The organism is Stappia taiwanensis, from assembly GCF_014635285.1.
Classification (GTDB): Bacteria; Pseudomonadota; Alphaproteobacteria; order Rhizobiales; family Stappiaceae; genus Stappia; species Stappia taiwanensis.
Genome location: NZ_BMCR01000011.1, coordinates 39,100 through 54,474, shown reverse-complemented (window position 1 = coordinate 54,474; position 15,375 = coordinate 39,100). Strand labels below are relative to the sequence as shown.

At 67.2% G+C, this 15,375-nt stretch carries 12 protein-coding genes; 5 read left to right on the top strand and 7 right to left on the bottom strand.

Annotation, left to right across the window (positions count from 1 at the left end):
• Positions 1 to 16 precede the first annotated feature (16 nt).
• The 4 genes from IEV83_RS19075 to IEV83_RS19060 all read right to left on the bottom strand — a co-directional run bounded on the left by IEV83_RS19075 (position 17) and on the right by IEV83_RS19060 (position 5,323).
• Positions 17 to 673 carry an outer-membrane lipoprotein carrier protein LolA gene (locus tag IEV83_RS19075; protein ID WP_181761129.1) on the bottom strand — a complete coding sequence of 219 codons (657 nt, stop codon included), beginning with the start codon at positions 671 to 673 and terminating at the stop codon, positions 17 to 19.
• 256 nt (positions 674 to 929) lie between these two features.
• Positions 930 to 3,728, bottom strand: a complete 2,799-nt coding sequence (locus tag IEV83_RS19070; protein ID WP_181761130.1) for an FtsK/SpoIIIE family DNA translocase — start codon at positions 3,726 to 3,728, stop codon at positions 930 to 932.
• A 3-nt stretch (positions 3,729 to 3,731) separates the two neighbouring features.
• Entirely contained in the window at positions 3,732 to 4,952 is a 1,221-nt protein-coding gene (locus IEV83_RS19065; protein ID WP_181761131.1) for an aminotransferase class I/II-fold pyridoxal phosphate-dependent enzyme, read from the bottom strand.
• A gap of 155 nt (positions 4,953 to 5,107) precedes the next feature.
• Positions 5,108 to 5,323 (bottom strand): DUF1674 domain-containing protein, encoded by a 216-nt coding sequence (locus IEV83_RS19060; protein WP_244628258.1) that lies wholly within the window; start codon positions 5,321 to 5,323, stop codon positions 5,108 to 5,110.
• A 229-nt stretch (positions 5,324 to 5,552) separates the two neighbouring features.
• Between IEV83_RS19060 and htpX the strand changes: the two genes are divergently transcribed.
• From htpX to IEV83_RS19035, 5 genes are all read left to right on the top strand, one after another.
• Positions 5,553 to 6,545 carry a zinc metalloprotease HtpX gene (htpX, locus tag IEV83_RS19055; RefSeq protein WP_181761133.1) on the top strand — a complete coding sequence of 331 codons (993 nt, stop codon included), beginning with the start codon at positions 5,553 to 5,555 and terminating at the stop codon, positions 6,543 to 6,545.
• 238 nt (positions 6,546 to 6,783) lie between these two features.
• Entirely contained in the window at positions 6,784 to 8,091 is a 1,308-nt protein-coding gene (locus IEV83_RS19050; protein WP_308683746.1) for an RsmB/NOP family class I SAM-dependent RNA methyltransferase, read from the top strand.
• A gap of 158 nt (positions 8,092 to 8,249) precedes the next feature.
• Entirely contained in the window at positions 8,250 to 9,998 is a 1,749-nt protein-coding gene (locus IEV83_RS19045; RefSeq protein ID WP_181761182.1) for a heparinase II/III family protein, read from the top strand.
• 167 nt (positions 9,999 to 10,165) lie between these two features.
• On the top strand, positions 10,166 to 11,782 hold the full coding sequence (gene purH / locus IEV83_RS19040; RefSeq protein ID WP_181761135.1) for a bifunctional phosphoribosylaminoimidazolecarboxamide formyltransferase/IMP cyclohydrolase: 1,617 nt from the start codon (positions 10,166 to 10,168) through the stop codon (positions 11,780 to 11,782).
• A gap of 175 nt (positions 11,783 to 11,957) precedes the next feature.
• Complete coding sequence (locus tag IEV83_RS19035) at positions 11,958 to 12,344, top strand: YkvA family protein (protein ID WP_181761136.1); 387 nt, start codon at positions 11,958 to 11,960, stop codon at positions 12,342 to 12,344.
• A gap of 36 nt (positions 12,345 to 12,380) precedes the next feature.
• On the opposite strand, the gene IEV83_RS19030 is transcribed toward IEV83_RS19035, so the two are convergent.
• The 3 genes from IEV83_RS19030 to IEV83_RS19020 all read right to left on the bottom strand — a co-directional run bounded on the left by IEV83_RS19030 (position 12,381) and on the right by IEV83_RS19020 (position 15,052).
• The gene (locus IEV83_RS19030) at positions 12,381 to 12,875 is read right to left on the bottom strand and encodes a translation initiation factor IF-3 (protein ID WP_181761137.1); all 495 of its coding nucleotides are present in this window, start codon (positions 12,873 to 12,875) and stop codon (positions 12,381 to 12,383) included.
• Positions 12,872 to 14,104 carry a dual-specificity RNA methyltransferase RlmN gene (gene rlmN / locus IEV83_RS19025; RefSeq protein ID WP_181761138.1) on the bottom strand — a complete coding sequence of 411 codons (1,233 nt, stop codon included), beginning with the start codon at positions 14,102 to 14,104 and terminating at the stop codon, positions 12,872 to 12,874. The genes IEV83_RS19030 and rlmN overlap by 4 nt, the downstream gene beginning before the upstream one ends.
• Before the next feature lie 441 nt (positions 14,105 to 14,545).
• Positions 14,546 to 15,052 (bottom strand): invasion associated locus B family protein, encoded by a 507-nt coding sequence (locus IEV83_RS19020; RefSeq protein WP_181761139.1) that lies wholly within the window; start codon positions 15,050 to 15,052, stop codon positions 14,546 to 14,548.
• Between the last annotated feature and the right edge of the window lie 323 nt (positions 15,053 to 15,375).

Here is a 15,375-nt window from a genome sequence, read left to right as displayed (position 1 = left end):
CGTCGCGGTCGCGCCGTTATTTGCCGCGCCGCTGCATGGTGTTGGCGTTGTAGTCGATCTTGAACAGCTTCGGGTTGGTCGGGCCGTTGACCTTGGTGTTGTAGATCGCCACCGAGGTGTCATAGCCCTGCGCGTCGGTCACCGTCCATTGCTTCAGGGCGATGGTCTCCGCATCGAAGATCAGCGTCAGCTTGCCCGAGCCGAAGGTGCTGTCATCGGCCAGCACCACGGTGACCAGATCCGGCTCCACCGAGACACCGTAGACCTGCGCGTCCTTCTCCAGATTGATCTGATCCGCCAGGAGGAAGCGCAACGGGGTTTCCGACAGCGGCCAGATATCCTGGGTCGCCATCTTCCGGTCCTTCACCGACACCGACTTGCCATCGGCGACGATATCCACCTTTGACGGCGGATTGTAATAGAAGCGGATCCGCCCCGGCCGGGCCATGTAGAACTTGCCTTCCGCCCGTTCGCCATTCGGACCGAACTGGATGAAGTCGCCATGCATGGTCTTCAGCGAGTTGAAATAGGCGTTGACCTCGGCAAGCGAGCGCTTCTGCTCCGACGACAGCGACGCGGCCATGGCCGGGGCCAGACCGGCGACCGCCAAGAGGGCGGCACCTGCCGCCAGAGCGGCGGTCTTGCGAAGAAACGAACGGCGGGCGAGTGACATGCGGAAAACTCCGTCGATAGGGCGCGGCCCAATGAGAATGCCAGTTTCGGAAACGGCGCGCCAGTTGCAAGCCTGATCCGGGAAACCGGCGGAGAGATGGCACGGGACTGCGGCGAAAGCCTGTCCTGTCAGTGCCGAACCGGCTGGCCGGTGATCCGGCGGGCGGGCGGGGAGGGCCGCGGCTCCATGCCCCGCACCGGCTTCAGGTTACCTAACTCTAGCAAAGGCCTGTGGCGAAGTTGCGGCCAGCGGGATATCAAAAGTCGTCCTCGACCCCGTTCTTGACCAGGATTTCCCGCTTGCCGGCGTGATTGGCCGGGCTGACCAGCCCTTCCTGCTCCATCCGCTCGATGATCGAGGCGGCGCGGTTATAGCCGATCGACAGCCGGCGCTGGACATAGGAGGTGGAGGCCTTCTTGTCGCGCAGGACGATCGCCACCGCCTTGTCGTAAAGGTCGTTGGCGTCATCGCCACCACCGCCGCCGGACTGGTCATAGGGGCTGTCGGACGCATCGTCCTCCTCGGTCACCGCCTCCAGATACTGCGGCGTGCCCTGACGCTTCAGATGGGTGACGATATGCTCGACCTCATCGTCGGACACGAATGGACCGTGCACGCGCTGGATCCGGCCGCCGCCAGCCATGTAGAGCATGTCGCCCTGGCCCAGAAGCTGCTCCGCGCCCTGTTCGCCAAGGATCGTGCGGCTGTCGATCTTCGAGGTCACCTGGAAGGAGATCCGGGTCGGGAAGTTCGCCTTGATCGTGCCGGTGATGACGTCGACGGACGGACGCTGGGTCGCCATGATGAGATGGATGCCGGCGGCACGGGCCATCTGCGCCAGCCGCTGGATCGCCCCTTCGATGTCCTTGCCGGCGACCATCATCAGGTCGGCCATCTCGTCGACGATGACGACGATGTACGGCATCTTTTCGAGCGGCAGCTCCTCGTCCTCGAAGATCGGCTCGCCGGTCTCCCGGTCGAAGCCGGTCTGCACCGTGCGGGTGAACACCTCGCCCTTTTCCAGCGCCTGGGTGACCCGGGTGTTGTAGCCGTCGATGTTGCGAACGCCCATCTTCGACATTTTCTTGTAGCGCTCTTCCATCTCGCGGACGGTCCATTTGAGCGCCACCACCGCCTTTTTCGGATCGGTGACCACCGGCGTCAGCAGGTGGGGAATGCCATCATAGATCGACAGTTCCAGCATCTTCGGGTCGATCATGATCAGCTTGCACTGCTCCGGCTCCAGCCGGTAGAGCAGTGACATGATCATGGTGTTGATCGCCACCGACTTGCCCGAACCGGTGGTGCCGGCCACCAGCAGATGCGGCATCCGCGCCAGATCGGCGATCACCGGCTCGCCGCCAATGGTCTTGCCCAGGGTGAGCGCCAGCTTGGCCTTCGACTTCTCGTAGTCGCTCGCTGCCAGCAATTCGCGCAGGTAAACCGTCTCGCGCCGCTGGTTCGGCAGCTCGATGCCGATGGCGTTCTTGCCCGGGATCACCGCCACACGGGCGGAAATCGCGCTCATGGAGCGGGCAATGTCATCGGCGAGGCCAATCACCCGGCTCGACTTGATGCCCGGCGCCGGTTCCAGCTCATAGAGGGTGACGACCGGACCGGGTCGCACCTCGATGATCTCGCCGCGCACGCCGAAATCCTCCAGTACCCCTTCCAGGATTCGGGCGTTCTGTTCCAGCGCATCGGTGTTGATCGCGGTCTGCCGGCCACCGCCCTTGGGCTCCGCCAGCAGGCGCAGCGGCGGCAGTTCATAGCTTTCCGTCGGCCGCAGGAAGGAGGGCTGCGCCTCGACCGCCACCCGTTTGCCCGGCTTGGGCCGGGCCGCCGGCGGCACCACCCGGTTCGGCGTCTCGGCCCGGCTCGCCGGCCCGGCAATGCTCTTAGGTAGCGATGTGCCGAATTCGGCCAGCGGCCCCTCATCGTCAAGGTCGGGCAGATCGTCGATGGTTCCCCCGGAGGTGACCACACGCGGCCCACGCCGCTCCCCGGGCGCGTCCGGCGTTTCGTCCGGATAATAGTCATCGAGACCATCATCCTCCTTCGGCATCAGCCGTTCGGCCAGCCGCCGCCGCAAGGTGCCGAACCGCACCCGGCCGCCGCTCCGATGTGCATCCTCCGGCGCGTCATGGTCCTCCTCGGCGCCCTCTGGATAGTCATCCTCGGCGAAGTCCCGCTCCATGCGCGGGTCGTCGTTCTCCGCCGGATCCGCATAGTCCGGATAATCGTCGTCCTCATAAACCGGCTCCGCCGCGCGGGCCGGCCGGCGCAGACGCCGGCGCAGGGTCGCCCGCGCCAGCAAGCCCCAATGGGCCAAGGCCCCAGCGGCGGCGGCCCAGCGGCTGTCGCGCTCTTCCTCGTCCTCCTCATCGCCATAGTCGGGCACCGCACCGACGGAGCGGGCATGGCGCGAGGGTTCCGGAAGCGGTTCGAACACCGGCTCCGGATCGGCCCCAAGCCAGCCGGCTGCGCGCAACAGCAGAATCACCGCCGGCACACCCAGCCCGAGCCCGCCGACGATCATCGCCATGCCTTCGGTCAGCTCGCCGGTGACCATTTCCGGCAGCTTGTAGACAAAATCGCCGAGAAAGCCGCCAAGGCCGGTTGGCAACGGCCAGGAGGAGGGCACCGGCAGGGCGGCCAGCGCCCCGGCGCCGAGCAGCGTCCCGGCGATCCAGGCCACCAGCCGACGCAGGGCGATCCGCGTCGCCTTGGCCGAAAGAAGCCGCCAGCCCCACAGCACCACTGGCACCAGGAACACCGCGACCGACAGGCCAATCGCCTGCATCAGGATATCGGCGACCACCGCCCCCGGCAGGCCCAGCGCGTTGCGCACCGGTGCCGAGGTGGCATGGCTGAGGCTCGGGTCGGTCGCCGACCAGGTGGCCAGCGCCGCCGCCAGCGCCGCGCACAGGGCGATCAGGCCCAGACCACTGGCACCGATCAGATTGCGCTTCAGGAACCGCTTCAGCGGCGCTTCCGTGTCATCGAGCCCCAGGGCCGCGGCCCGTCCGCTGCGCATGGTGGTGGCGCGTCGCATGGCTTAGTCTCCCAACACCGCGAGAACACAGGCAAGCCCTGCCTCGACCGTCGCCGCATCATCGACCAGCGCCAGCCGGATATAGGCCTCACCCGGATTGCCGCCGGGCTGGTCCATCGACAGGAAGGCGCCGGGCAGCACCTTCACCCCGGCCTCGGCCCACAGGCGCCGGCTGACCGTGACGCCGCCGCCCCAGCGGGAGACATCGAGCCACAGGAAGAACCCGCCGGCCGGGGTCACCGGGCCGAACAGCGGCGCCAGCTCGCGCTCGGCAATGGCGAATTTCTCATTGTAGAGCCGGCGGTTTTCCTCAACATGCGCCTCGTCGCGATAGGCAGCGGCGGCCACCGCCTGCAGCGGCATCGACACCTGCGGCGCGCTGAGGCCCCGGAACCGGGTCCAGGCGGTCAGGAACGCCGGATCGCCTGCGGCGATGCCACAGCGCAGCCCGGCCAGGTTCGAGCGTTTCGACAGCGAATTGATCGACAGCACATTGGCAAAGCCCTCGCCCATGGCAAGGGCCGCTTCCAGCACGCCAGGCGGCGGCGTGTCGCGGTAGATCTCCGAGTAACACTCATCGGCGATCAGCAGGAACCGATGCCTGCGGGCCAGCTCGATCAGCTTGCTCCACATCTCAAGATCCACCGCCGCCCCTTGCGGGTTGGCGGGCGAGGCCAGGAAGAACGCAACGGTGCGGTCCAGCAGAGCCGGATCGAGTTGGTCGAGATCGGGCAGGAACCCGGTCTGCGGCCCCGCATCCAGATAAACCGCTTCCGCCCCGGCCACATGCGCCGCCGCCGCATAGGTCTGGTAGAACGGGTTCGGCATCAGTACCGCCGGCCGCGCGTCGGTCTTGGCGAAATAGTCGCGTGCGCCCAGCGCGGCGAAGGTCAGCCCCTCGCGCGAGCCATTGAGCGCCACCACGCCCTTCGACGCAGGCAGCGCACCGCCGAGCCGATAGCGGGCATCGAGCCAGGCGGCGGCGGCGGCACGGAAGTCCTCGGTGCCGGTGATCGCCGGATAGCGGCTGAATTCGGCCAGATGCGCCTGCAGCACCTCACCGGTGAAGCCGGGGATCGGATGGCGCGGTTCGCCGATCGTCATCACGATCGGATCGGCGCCGGGGGTAATGCCCTCCAGCACCGCGGCCAGCCGCTGGAACGGGTTGTCCGAGGGCAGGGCGGAGGCAGGGGAACGCGGGGCGATGGTGGCGGTATCGGACATGCGAACCAAAATTCTCCCTAGATCCGAAGGCCTTGGCCCGGATCGTCCAGAATATCTGCCGCAAGCCTATCGCCGGTTGGTAAATCCCTCATTAACCATCGGGCATTTGCCGGGGTCAGACCGGGGCCAATCCCGCCGCGCCACCGCACCGCCGCTCAGAAGTCGCAGGCGATGCCCTTGATTTCCCAATCGTCGTAGCGGGCCGGATCAAGCCCGCCGCGCCCGTCGATTTCCCGGGCCATCGCCTGTTGCCTTGCATCGATCTCCGCCCGCCGGGCCTCAGCTTCCGCCAACGCCCGCTGCGCCGCCGGCGGCAGATCCTCAAGTCGGCGTCCCGTGGGGGCTGCCTGATCCTCGCTCAGGGGGGAAATGTCCGTATCGCTCGTCACTGCCGCTCTCCATTTGCCGCGCGTCGCACCGCTTCCATCTTGCATAGCGGCCACCTCCCGCCAACATATAAGACCAACGCCCACGCCGGCGAAGCCCCTTGAGCGGATGCCGGGGACCAAATGCCGCGGGGCAGACTTTCGCAAGGGGCGGCGCTTGCGCGCGCCGCGCCACACCGCACCAGGATCGAACCGGACAGGATCGCGAACCGACATGAGCTACTTCCGCACCGCGTTGCTTCTCGCGGCCATGACCGCACTCTTCATGGGGATCGGCTTCCTGATCGGCGGCCAGAGCGGCATGGTGATCGCCTTCCTGATCGCCGCCGCGATGAATGTCTTCAGCTACTGGAACTCCGACAAGATGGTGCTGCGCATGCACCATGCCATCGAGGCGCACGAGCATCAGGCGCCGGAGCTGTTCCACATGGTGCGCCAGCTCGCCGCCAATGCCGGCCTGCCGATGCCCAAGGTCTATCTGATCGACAATCCGCAACCGAATGCGTTTGCCACCGGCCGCAATCCGCAAAACGCCGCCGTCGCGGCGACCACCGGCCTGCTCGACACCCTCAGTGCCGAGGAGGTGGCCGCCGTGATGGCCCATGAGCTGGCCCATGTGAAGAACCACGACACCCTGATCATGACGATCACCGCGACCCTCGCCGGCGCGATCTCCATGCTGGCCAATTTCGCCTTCTTCTTCGGCGGCAACCGCGACAACAACAATCCGCTCGGCTTCATCGGCGTGCTGCTGGCGATGATCGTCGCGCCGCTCGCCGCCATGCTGGTGCAGATGGCGATCAGCCGCACCCGGGAATACGCCGCCGACCGCATGGGCGCGGAAATCTGCGGCAATCCCATGTGGCTCGCCTCGGCGCTCGCCAAGATCGCCGGCGGCGCGGCACGGATCCCCAACGAGGATGCCGAGCGCAACCCGGCGACCGCGCATATGTTCATCATCAACCCGCTGTCGGGCCAGCGGATGGACAACCTGTTCTCCACCCACCCGAACACCGAAAACCGCATCGCCGCCCTGCGCGATCTGGCCGGCCACATGGCGCCGGCGGGCGCCGGCGGGTTCGCCGGAACCGGGCTGCATGAGGACCGGGCGCCGCGCACCGACCCGCCCGGCCCCTGGGGCCGGCGCGAGCGCTCCGACCGTCATCCGCCATCGCGCGGTCCCTCCAAACGTGGACCATGGGGCTGACGACGCCGGGGACGGATAGCCCGCCAACGCAAGGGCGATGGCATTTTCGCTTGTCCTGCAGGGCGCTGAGGGGCATATCCGGTCCCTCGCACCGTCGCAGAACAAGGATATAACGACCGTGGCCCGCTCGCCCCATCCGCCGAAACGCCCGCCCAGGAAGGACGCGCAGCGCCCTGCGAGAGAGGCAGCACGTCCGGGTAGCCCGCATGCGAAGGCCGAGCAGCCCAGCGGTCTGGCCGTGCGCAAGGCAGCCGCCGATATTCTCGGCCGGGTGCTGCGTGCCCAGCGCCCGCTCGATGAGGAGCTGGACGCCGAGCACGGCCATCCGGGGGTACGCGAGCTCGACGCCCAGGATCGGGGCCTGCTGCGCGCGCTTCTCGGCACCGCCCTGCGCCATCGCGGCCAGATCGCCGCCATCCTCGATCATCTGCTCGACCGGCCGATCCCGGACAAGAGCGGCGCGGCGATGGATATCCTGCATATCGCCGCCGCGCAGATCCTGTTCATGGAGGTGGCCGATCACGCCGCTGTCTCCCTCGCCGTGACCCTGGCCGATCAGGACCGCAAGGCCCGGACCTACAAGGGGCTCGTCAATGCGGTGCTGCGCCGGATCGCGCGCGACGCCGAGGAGCTGCGCGCCCGCTTCAACGAGCCCTGGCGCAACACGCCGGTCTGGCTCTTTGCTGCCTGGCAGAAGGCCTATGGCGAGGAACGGGCGTTGCAGACCGCCGCCATGCACCTTCACACCCCCAATCTCGACCTCACCGTGAAGCGCGATCCGGACGATTGGGCCGCGCGGCTCGGCGGCCGGCGGATCGCCGGCAACAGCATCCGTCTTGCCGATCATGCGGGCCGGGTCGACCGGCTGGAGGGGTTCGAGGAGGGGGCCTGGTGGGTGCAGGATGCCGCCGCCGCGCTGCCCGCCCGGCTGCTGGGCGACGTCACCGGCCTGCGGGTTGCCGACCTGTGTGCGGCCCCCGGCGGCAAGACCGCCCAGCTCGCCGCCGCCGGGGCGAATGTCACCGCCGTTGATATCTCCGCCCGCCGGCTCGCCCGGCTGCGCGCCAATCTCGACCGGCTGTCTCTTGGCGCCGAGATCCGCGTCGGCGATCTGCGCAGCTTCGAGCCGGAGGCGCCGTTCGATGCGATCCTGCTGGACGCGCCCTGTTCGGCCACCGGCACCATTCGCCGGCATCCGGATGTGGCCTGGAGCAAGCGCCCGGAAGACATCGCCGCCCTGACGCAGATCCAGGCGGAGCTGCTCCAGCGGGTCAGCGGCTGGCTGGTGCCGGGCGGCACCCTCGTCTATTGCACCTGCTCCCTGCAGCCGGAGGAGGGGGAAGCGCAGATCGCCGCGTTCCTTGCCGCCAATCCCGGCTTTGCCCGCCTGCCGGTCAGCGAAGACGAGATCGGCATTCCCGGCGCCATCACTGCGGATGGGGACCTGCGCACGCTGCCATGCCTGCTGCCGAGCACGCCGCCGGGCGAGCCTGAGCGGCTGGGTGGCCTCGACGGTTTTTTCGCCGCCCGTCTGAAGCGCCTGTAACCGGCGTTTTCGGTGGACGGACGAGCATCTCCGGGCATCTCCGTCCGCCAATCGTAACGAAACGCTAACGTTAATCCCCGAAAGTCGGCACAGGACACAACGCGGATCGCGGTGGGGTGCCGGCACGGATTCAGGTTTTCGGAGGGTAATTGGCGGCGATGACGCTTGGCTCGGTGACCGAGCGGGCTCGGGTATGGCATCTTCTTGCGCATACAGCCTGGCAATCGGTACTGCGATGGGTCCATGGGGGGCCGCTGTTTCGCTGGAGCCCCTTCACGGGCGCGCCCGCGCGCCTGCTCATCGCCCCGCAGGACCTGCGCACCGCCGACGGCACCAATGCCGCCGATATCTATGCCGGACGCTTCCTGTTCGCCGGACAGCTCGTCGAGGCCAACGGCCAGTCGCCCTTCGAGGTGATCCCGCCCTCCGCCGACTGGGAACGGGCGCTGCACGGCTTCGGCTGGCTGCGTCACCTCAAGGCCGCCGACACCATCGTCGCCCGTCAGAACGCCCGCGCACTGGTCGAGGACTGGATCCGCTATTGCGGCTACTGGCACGAAACCGGCTGGGAAGAGCAGGTGGTGTCGCGCCGGGTGATGGCCTGGCTGTCGCAATCGCCACTGATCCTGGAAGGCTGCGACCACGATTTCTACCGCCGCTTCCTGCGCTCGCTCGCCCGTCAGGTGCGCTATCTGCGCCGGACGCTGAACGAGGTTCCGGACGGGCTGCCCCGTCTCAGCGCCGCCATCGCGGTGGCCGCCGCCACTGTGTCCCTGTCCGGGCAGGGGCGCTACGTGCGCCAGAGCCTGCGCCGGCTCGACCAGGAACTGGCGCGGCAGATCCTCGCCGACGGCGGCCACATCACCCGCAACCCGGCAGCACTGCTGGACATTCTCGTCGACCTGTTGCCGATCCGCCAGGCGCTGACCATGCAGGGCCTGCCGTCCTCGCAGGCGGTGATGCAGGCCATCGACCGGATGATGCCGATGGTGCGGTTCTTCCGCCATGGCGACGGCACCTTCGCCCATTTCAACGGCATGGGCTCGACGCCGGCCGATCTGGTCGCCACCATCCTGGCCTATGACGATGCCCGTGGCGCCCCGCCGGGCAATGCGCCCCATTCCGGCTACCAGCGGCTCGCCCACAACGACACCGTTGTGCTGATCGATGTCGGCCCGCCGCCGCCAGCCGCCCTCAGCCAGAACGCCCATGCCGGCTGTCTGTCGTTCGAGCTGTCGTCCCGGCGCAACCGCATCATCGTCAACTGCGGCGTCACCCATAGCGACCGCGGCGTCTGGCGCGCGGTCTCCCGCTCCACCGCCGCCCATTCGACCGCCGTCATCGACGACACTTCCTCGGCCCATTTCATCGCCGAGGAGCGCTATCGCGGCTGGCTCGGCGCGCCGATCGTCGCCGGACCGACCCAGGTGCCGGTCGAGCGGGAAGAGGACACCGCCGGAACCCGTGTCGTCGCCAGCCACAACGGCTATCAGGACAGCCACCGCATCATTCACGAACGCGACCTGACGCTGGCCTCAGACGGGACCGTGCTCGACGGCATCGACCGGTTCCGCAAGACCGGCAAGCTCGGCCCCCGCGACCGCTACGCCATCCGCTTTCACCTGCACCCATCGGTCAAGACCAGCTCGATCCGCGCCGGCACCGCCGTTCTTCTGGTCGCCGCCGATGGCGAGGCCTGGGAGTTCGTGGCGCCGGGCTGCGAGATGACGGTCGAGGAATCGATCTATCTGTCCGACACCTACGGCCATCGCCGCACGGCCCAGATCGTGCTGCATGGCCGGGTTTCGCTGCGCGACGAGGTGACCTGGCAGCTGCGCCGCACGGTCAGCGCCAAAACCAGCCGCAAACGGGTCAGCAGCCCGAACGCAGAGGAACTCGACCTCTGACGACGCCTGACGGCTCGGGGCCATCACACGCGGCCCGCAGGCCTTATCACGGGGTGTGGCACGCAGCCACGAGCGCCGATTTCCGCCGCTGCCGCCTTCCGATATGCCGCCATTCGTGCTAGGGCGCGGGCGAACTCCCGTTCCTCACCAGCTCGAAGGATATTGCGATGGCCGTGGCGTCAAAACGCATTCCCGTTCCCGATCTTGTCCCCGTCAAGCGCGCGCTCCTGTCGGTTTCCGACAAGACCGGTCTTGTCGCCTTCGCCGCCGCGCTCGCGTCCCGTGGCGTGGCGCTGATCTCGACCGGAGGAACCCGGGCGGCGCTGGCCGAGGCCGGCCTTGAGGTCACCGACATTTCCGACGTGACCGGCTTTCCCGAAATCATGGATGGCCGGGTCAAGACGCTGCACCCCAATGTGCATGGCGGCCTTCTGGCGATCCGCGATGATGCGGAGCACCGCGCGGCCATGGAGACCCATGGCATCGAGGGCATCGACCTGGTCTGCGTCAATCTCTACCCGTTCGAGGAAACCGTGGCCGGCGGCGCCGACTATGCCACCGGCATCGAGAACATCGACATCGGCGGGCCGGCGATGACCCGCGCCGCCGCCAAGAACCACGCCTATGTGACCATGGTCAGCGATCCCGCCGACTATGACGCGGTGATCGCCGCCCTTGAGGAAAATGACGGCCAGGTGCCGCTGTCCCTGCGCAAGCAGCTGGCGCAGAAGGCCTTTGCCCGCACCGCCGCCTATGACGCCGCCGTCTCCAACTGGTTTGCCGGCGAAATCGGCGAGTCCGCACCGGCCCACCGGGCCATCGGCGGCACCCTGGCCGAGGTGATGCGCTATGGCGAGAACCCGCATCAGCAGGCTGCCTTCTACAAGACCGGCGAGCACCGCTTCGGCGTTGCCACCGCCCGGCAGATCCAGGGCAAGGCGCTCTCCTACAACAACATCAACGACACCGATGCCGCCTTCGAGCTGGTCAGCGAGTTCGATCCCGTCCGCACCCGCGCGGTGGCGATCATCAAACATGCCAACCCGTGCGGTGTTGCCGAAGGGGAGACACTGAAGGCCGCCTATGAAAAGGCGCTGGCCTGCGATCCGGTGTCCGCCTTCGGTGGCATCGTCGCCCTCAACGCCCCGCTGGACGCGGAAGCCGCCGAGGAGATCGTCAAGATCTTCACCGAGGTGATCATCGCGCCCGATGCCAGCCAGGAAGCGATCGACATCGTCGCCCGCAAGAAGAACCTGCGGCTGCTCCTGACCGGCGGTCTCGCCGATCCGCGCGCACCGGGCCTGGCGGTCAAGACCGTGGCCGGCGGCCTCTTGGTGCAGGGACGCGATTCCGGTGTCGTCGACGATCTGGATCTGAAGGTGGTGACCAAGCGGGCGCCGAGCGCGCAGGAACTGGCCGATCTGAAATTCGCCTTCCGCGTCGCCAAGCACGTCAAGTCGAACGCCATCGTCTACGTCAAGGACGGCACCACGGTGGGCGTCGGCGCCGGCCAGATGAGCCGGGTCGACAGCGCCCGCATCGCCGCGCGCAAGGCCGAGGATGCCGCCGAGGCGGCCGGTGCGGCCACGCCGCTGACCCGCGGCTCGGTGGTTGCCTCCGACGCCTTCTTCCCCTTCGCCGATGGCCTGATGGCCGCCGTCGAGGCGGGCGCCACGGCGGTGATCCAGCCGGGCGGCTCCATGCGTGACGATGAGGTGATCAAGGCCGCCGACGAGGCCGGCCTTGCCATGGTCTTCACCGGCATGCGCCACTTCCGGCACTGATCGCGATCACGCCCGAGACACCTCCCGGCGCGAGCTTCGGCTGGCGCCGGAAGGGCTTCTCTTCCCCGGAAAGCTTTGAAATCGGCACGGCACCGCCCCACATGAAGGGAACCAGCCGGCGCCAGATTTGTTGGGCGCCAGCGCAGGCTCACGCAAAGGGGGAGGAGGCTTCCGCATGACATCCCGCTTCGACGATCTCGGCTTCGATGCCGAATTCCTCGGCCCCGAGGAGGAGCAGAAGGCCCGCGTCTCCGAGCGGATCTTCACCGTTGCCCGCAAGGCCATGCGGCAGATCCCGTTCATGGAGGATGTGCTGGCGGCCTATTACTGCGCCCTCGATCCGGCCACCCCGTCACGGGTGCGCGGGGCGATCTTCGCCGCTCTTGCCTATTTCGTCATGCCGTTTGATGCGGTGCCCGACATGCTGGTCGGCATCGGCTTCGGCGACGATGCCAGCATCCTGCTTGGCGTGCTGGCGCTGGTGCGCGCCCATGTGCGCGACGAACATCTCGCCGCCGCCCGCAAGGCGCTGCATCCGGAGACGGACAGCACCGCCGAGTGATCCGGCGAAAAGGTGATCGGGAAGGTCAGGCCCCGGTCAGTTCCGGCCGGGATCGCCATTCATGCCGGCATCCCCGGACACGGCGCGGGACAGCCGCCAGCGGCCGGCACAGCGCCCGGCGATCAGCCAGTAAACGAAGCCGGCAAGGAACCCCGCGGCAGCGGCCACCGTCGAGCCGGGTGGCAAGCCGCCCATGGCAGCCCGTGCCGGATCCGCCGGCGCTGCATCCCCCAGCATCCACAGACCGAAGCCGATCGCCCCACCGGCGGCCAGATGGAAGATCACACCGCGCAACCGCAGCGCCTCCGACAGCAAGATGGCGAGACATGCGGGCAGGAAGGCGAAGCCGCCAATGACGCTGGCACCGATGATGCCTGTGCCGAACGCGGCACCGGCGGCCACCGGATCCTGCTGCAGGTCCACCCCTTGCACAAAGCCGTAGGCCAGGAACAGGCCCGCCGCCAGCATGGCGCAGATGAAGCCGGCGACGATGCGGATCACCTGAAGGACGAAGCCGCCACCGTCGATCATGAAGCGGCCGGCGTCGCGGCTTCGAGCGCGGCCCGTTCCTTGGCGCGCATGCGTTCGGATTCCGACTTGAGCTGGCCGCAGGCGGCGAAGATGTCGCGGCCGCGCGGGGTACGGATCGGCGAGGCATAGCCGGCCCGGTTGACCACATCGGCGAAGGTCTCGATCTGCTCCCAGTCAGAGCATTCATAGGCCGAGCCGGGCCAGGGGTTGAACGGGATCAGGTTGATCTTCGCCGGAATGCCCTTCAACAGGCGCACCAACTCGCGCGCATCGGCGAGACTGTCGTTCACGCCCTTCAGCATCACGTATTCGAAGGTGATGCGGCGGGCGTTGTTGAGCCCCGGATAGGCGCGGCAGGCATCGAGCAGTTCGGTGATGTTCCACTTCTTGTTGATCGGCACCAGTTCATCGCGCAACTCGTCGCGCACCGCGTGCAGCGAGATCGCCAGCATGCAGCCGATTTCCGCGCCGGTGCGCTCGATCATCGGCACCACGCCGGAGGTCGACAGGGTGATCCGCCGCTTCGACAGGGACAGCCCGTCGCCATCGGAGGCGATCAACAGCGCCTTCTTCACATTGTCGAAATTGTACAGCGGCTCGCCCATGCCCATCATCACGATATTGGTGACGAGCCGGCCTTCGGACGGCACGGCGGCATTGGCCGGCGTCTCGCCCTTGGGAAAATCGCCAAGCCGGTCCCGGGCGATCAGCACCTGGGAGAGGATTTCCTCCGCCGTCAGGTTGCGCACCAAGCGCTGGGTGCCGGTGTGGCAGAAGGTACAGGTGAGGGTGCAGCCGACCTGGGAGGAGACGCAGAGCGTGCCGCGTCCTTCCTCCGGAATGTAGACGGTTTCGATCTCCACCGGCCGGCCGGCGCCGCGCGGAGGAAAGCGGAACAGCCACTTGCGCGTGCCGTCGTTGGAGATCTGTTCGGAAACGATTTCCGGGCGGGCAATGGTGTAATGCTCGGCAAGCAGGGCCCGAAGGTCCTTGGACACATTGGTCATGTCGGCGAAATCGGACACGCCGCGCACGTAGAACCAGTGCCAGAGCTGGGCCACCCGCATCCGGATCTGTCGGTCGGGCACGCCGATGGCGCCAAGCGCTTCGGCAAGCTCCTCCCGGTCCAGGCCGATCAGCGACGGCTTTTCCGCCGCCGCCGGGGCCTTGGGCGGCCGAACCGGCCCGGGAGCGGGGGCCGTCTGTGTGTCACTGTCGCGCATGCTCATGGTCTTCGTCGTCTTCATCAGGGGCCTAGGGGCGGTTTCATGGGTCGGGGTCGGGACGCGCCCGGACCCTGTCCGGCCTCAACGTGCGGCAATGCCAGTCTTAGTGCCAATCTCAGTGCCAGCGCCAACGCGAAAAGGCGGCGGCCGCTGCCACCGCCTTTCGGCGCGTTGCGCAAAAGCCTCCTCTACGCCCCCGAACATGGGGAGGCGCACAGGAGGCTTCAGGCCTTGATCCGGCCATGCGAGCACACAGCCATTCCGCCGCGCTGGTCAGCCGGACGCCCTCCAGTATACCCGCTGGCGCCAGCTTTGTGAGCCCCTTGTATCGGCTGCACAGGATATAGCGCAGGCGCAAACGCGAAAAAAGCCCGACAAAGCGGGCTTTTCCGAGGCAATACGACCGGCAATCAACCTGCGGGGGGAGGCCCGCCGGATCGCCGATCAGCGACAGGCCTTGTCCGCGGCGTTGATCGACGCGGTCACTCCCGACAGGGAGAAGTCATAGACCGTCTGGGTGCCGCGCTTGGAAACGCCGGACACCTGCATCTTGCTGCCCGCCTTCATGGCGGCGATCAGCTGACGCTCCTCGGCCGGGTTCGACATCCACGCACCGTCGTTCTTGGTGAACAGCGTGAATTTCCGGCCGTCCACATCGACCGAAACGGAGGAATTGTCCTTGAATGGATACCCGACGATAACGCTGGGTTCGTTCGTGACGTTCTCGCCTGGACGGTTGGACACGAAGAAGAACACATCTCCGTGGTTCCGGTCGGTCGGCGCCATTCTGGTGGGCTGCGACAAGGCGTAGCACACCTTTCCCTTGGCACCGCCGTAGGAAAACGCACGCCACTGTTTGAACTCGCCAATCGGGGTCGGCGTCTGGGCCGAAGCCGCCACGCTCGACAAGACGACTGCGATGAGGGCTGGAATTAGCGTTCGTGCCTGCATGATCTCCTGACCGCTACTGCTCGCGCTTCGACATCTGATCAAATCTGCTGCAGATTTGTCACCTTGTTTTAAGGTTACTGCATTGCAAGTTACGAAAGGGTTGATAGATCCACTCGCACATGGTGCCCCTGCGAAAACCCGCTATGATCAATCGGAGGGTGCACGCTGCGAGCACAAATCGGGCAACAGTGTGACATCGACCAGGGACCGGCGTCCGAACCGGGCCGGGACCTCCGCTGGGTCGCGCTATCGGGCCAAGGCCTGTGGATCCGGGTGGAAGATCGGGGGATGGGGATCGCAATGCAGCCCAGGCGACAGCAGCG